The following is a 2,593-nucleotide window of genomic DNA, read 5'->3' as shown; positions in this document are numbered from 1 at the left end:
CGGGCTGCGAGCGCCGTCGATCAGGCACTGTGGGTCGGACGAGAGGGCGGAGCGCTGACGACGCGTGAGGAGATCATCGCCCTCATCGAGGCGAGCCCACCCCGCCGCGGAGACGTCCGCGCCCGGCGCGTGATCGAAAGCGCCGAGACGCTTGCCGCAAACGTCCGAGAGACGCAGGGGCGCGTCGTGATCCATCAGCTCGGCTTCCCTGCGTCTCACCCGCAGGAGCGTCGTGAGCTTCGCAGCGGCCGAGTCGTGTTCGGCGACCGCTACTTCCCCGAGCACGACCACTGGCTCGAGATCGACGGCCGCGGCAAGTACCTCAGCCCCGATTTCGCCCCGGATCGCGACCCCGGCGAGATCGTCGTCGACGAGAAGAACCGCGAGAACGAGATCCGGCGCGAGGTGCGCGGGTTCTCCCGCCTCGAGGCGACGGACTTCGACCATCCACGCCGGGTGTACGACGTCCTGACCGCCGACGGGCTTCCCAGTTCCAAGCCGCGGCCCTGACAGCGGCATCCGAAGCACCCGACAACCAAGACCACGAGCCGCCGATGCTCGCGCGGTCGAAACCGCCACACGCGCCCGAACGCATCAACCGCGGATGGCGGTTTCGACCGCGCGAAGAATCGCGTCACGGCCGAAGCGACCGCGGATGGCGGTTTCGACCGCGCGAACGATCACGCGACGGATGCCGCGACCCGGCCGGGACCAGCTCCCCGGCTACCAGCTGACGGGGAGCGCCTTACCCTCTTCGTAGCCGGCGGCGGACTGCAGGCCCACCCGCGCGTGCTCATGGAAGTCGGCGACCGTGGACGAGCCGGCGTAGGTGAACGAGGAGCGCACCCCCGAGGTGATCATGTCGATGAGGTCCTCGAGGCCCGGCCGGAGCGGATCGAGGTAGATCTTCGACGACGAGATCCCCTCGGCGAACAGCTCCTTGCGGGCGAGGTCGTAAGGGTCCAGGCGGCCGAAGCGCTCGTGCACGGCCTTGGTCGAGGCCATGCCCCACGATTCCTTGTAGGCGCGACCGCTCGCGTCGAGCTGCAGCTCGCCGGGCGCCTCGATCGTGCCGGCGAACCACGAGCCGATCATGACCGAAGACGCGCCGGCCGCGAGCGCGAGCGCGACGTCGCGGGGGTAGCGCACGCCACCGTCCGCCCAGACGTGGGCGCCCATGATCCGCGCGGCTTCGGCGGTCTCGAGGACCGCGGAGAACTGCGGCCGCCCGACGGCCGTCATCATGCGGGTCGTGCACATCGCACCGGGACCCACACCGACCTTCAGGATGTTCGCGCCCGCCTGGACCAGATCGTGCACGCCTTCGGCGGTGACGATGTTGCCTGCGGCGATCGGGATGCCGAGATCCAGCTTCGACACCGTGCGGAGGGCTTCGAGCATGCCCTCCTGGTGGCCGTGCGCGGTGTCGAGGACGAGGACGTCGACCCCGGCGGCGGCGAGCGCACGCGCTTTGGCGGCCACGTCGCCGTTGATGCCGACCGCGGCGGCGACGCTGAGTCGTCCGCCGGCGTCGACCGCCGGGCGGTACAGGTTCGAGCGCAGGGCGCTGCGGCGCGACAGGGTGCCGACGAGGAGGCCGTGGTGCAGCACGCACACCGTCTCGGCGTTCGAGGCGACGATCAGATCGAACGCGTGCCGGGCGCTCTCGACATCGTCTGCGTCGATGGATGCCGCGTGCCCGCGTGCGAGATCGCCCAGGCGGGCATCGGGCAGGGCGGTTCCGAGCCGCAGCGCCGGCACCACCCCCAGGATGTCGTCGATGTGCAGCGTCGCGCCGGCGGTGGCGACGACGATGCCGTGGCCCTCGGTGGCCGGCAGCAGGCGCGCCGCGTCGGCGACCGTGGCATCAGGGGGAAGGACGAGGGGCGTGTCCCACAGCACCGGCTGGGCCTTGACCCAGCGGATCGCGGCGTCGAGCTCCTGCAGCGGCATGTCCTGCGGCAGCACACCCAGTCCGCCGCGACGGGCGAGGGTCGCGGCGAGCCTCGTGCCGGTGACCGAGTTCATGTTCGCCGAGATCAGCGGGATGGTCGCGGGCGTGCCGTCGCCCGGTGCGAGGTCGACCTCGAGGCGGCTCGTGACGGCCGATCGTCGCGGCACCAGGAAGACATCGGAATAGGTCAGATCGACATCGGGCCGCTCTCCATAGAACTCCACATGTCAAGGTTAGTGATTCTTACCTGTGCGAATAATGATGCCGGATCGTTCCGGTCAAGCCCTTACGCGGCCAAGATTGCCCCCGGCAGACTGGGTTAGGCTTAACAGTCGTGCGTGTGGGCGGAATCCCGCCCCGCATGTTCACCAATCTTCACCGATGAAAGCAGGCGATCGACCGTGTCCAGCCAGGTGACAGGCGTCGGGGTTTCGAGCGAGGGCGAGTTCGGCGCCAACGAGTGGCTCGTAGACGAGATGTACGAGCAGTTCAAGCTCGACCGGAACTCCGTCGACAAGTCGTGGTGGCCCATCCTCGAGGCCTATCATCCCGTGGACGAGGCGACCGCCCCGGCGGCACCACAGCCCGACGCCGCGCCGCAGGCGGCCGCGCCGCAGGCAGCCCCGGCCGCCCCAGCGG

3 protein-coding genes are annotated in these 2,593 nt (G+C 69.9%); 2 read left to right on the top strand and 1 reads right to left on the bottom strand.

The window, feature by feature from the left end; translation table 11 throughout:
• On the top strand, positions 1-510 hold a 510-nt coding region (locus AC1DVT_RS19440; protein ID WP_477390951.1), incomplete at its 5' end, for a hypothetical protein.
• A 213-nt stretch (positions 511-723) separates the two neighbouring features.
• On the opposite strand, the gene guaB1 is transcribed toward AC1DVT_RS19440, so the two are convergent.
• On the bottom strand, positions 724-2,178 hold the full coding sequence (gene guaB1 / locus AC1DVT_RS19435; protein ID WP_477390949.1) for a GMP reductase: 1,455 nt from the start codon (positions 2,176-2,178) through the stop codon (positions 724-726).
• A gap of 177 nt (positions 2,179-2,355) precedes the next feature.
• On the opposite strand from guaB1, the gene AC1DVT_RS19430 reads away from it, so the two are divergent.
• On the top strand, positions 2,356-2,593 hold a 238-nt coding region (locus tag AC1DVT_RS19430), incomplete at its 3' end, for a 2-oxoglutarate dehydrogenase E1 subunit family protein (protein WP_477390947.1).

The organism is Microbacterium sp. P2_F9 (assembly GCF_056403635.1).
This window is presented reverse-complemented; position numbering and strand designations above follow the sequence as displayed.